The sequence below is a fragment of the Photorhabdus hainanensis genome (assembly GCF_018448965.1).
Taxonomy (GTDB): domain Bacteria; phylum Pseudomonadota; class Gammaproteobacteria; order Enterobacterales; family Enterobacteriaceae; genus Photorhabdus; species Photorhabdus akhurstii.
In genome coordinates this window covers 1-840 of record NZ_RCWD01000116.1, presented here as the reverse complement: position 1 = coordinate 840, position 840 = coordinate 1, and the positions used below count along the sequence as shown (strand labels likewise).

The following is an 840-nucleotide window of genomic DNA, read 5'->3' as shown; positions in this document are numbered from 1 at the left end:
GAGCTTCCGCCAGTCGGCCGGCCTGCACGGCCTGTACCCCGCTCAGCGCGACTTGAGTATTTTGCAGGGCTTTCACTCGCGGGTCACTTTCATTGCGAGCGGCTCTGGCGGTTTGCGCCGCGCTGTTGACGGCACCCCCGGCGGCGCCACTCAGCGCCACGGTTAAGCCGCTCTGTTTTTGCTCGGTTTTTGTCGTGGTGTGATGGCGGTTTTCCGCGCTGGTGATATCGACCTGTTGACCGGTCAGCGTCAGGTCTTGACCGGCAATCACCTCGCTGCCGTGAACCCGGAGCTGTTCTCCGGCGTTGAGGGTGACATTGCCCTGGCTGCTGCCGACCGTGCTGCCTTTACTCAGCTGGCTGTCACTGTCGGTGGTGACTTTCTGACTGGCTTTCCCTAAGGTGAAGCCAATCCCGCCGGTGCCCATCAGGCCGGATTTTTTCTCCTGCCGCAAATGGGTTTCATCGCGCGCTTCGGCTGCGGTGGTGACGGTGAGCTGATGACCGGCGTTCAGGTTGACATCCTGCGTACCGGCGACATTGCTGCCGCTGATATTTAAGTTTTTACCTGCCTGGAGATTGACCTTATCGCCACTGAATGTGGTACTGAGCGCCTGCCGGTCATGCACTTCGTCGTGGGTTTCCACTGACGATTTCGACAGCCAGCCTTTGCTGGTTTGTTTACTGTGCTCCACTAAATCGGATGAAGCCGTCCCGGTGGTCAGCGTCAGGTTATTGCCGGCCTGCGCCGTCAGTTGTCGACCGGCGTTGACGTGGGCGGCGGTGGCGTTCAAATCCTGCCCGGCTTGCAGGGTCACCTCACCGGCGCCGGTTATCTGGC

1 protein-coding gene is annotated in these 840 nt (G+C 60.5%); it reads right to left on the bottom strand.

What is annotated here, in order from left to right:
* The coding region (locus EAE92_RS25615) for a hemagglutinin repeat-containing protein (protein WP_214069862.1) at positions 1–840 on the bottom strand (840 nt) is incomplete at both ends.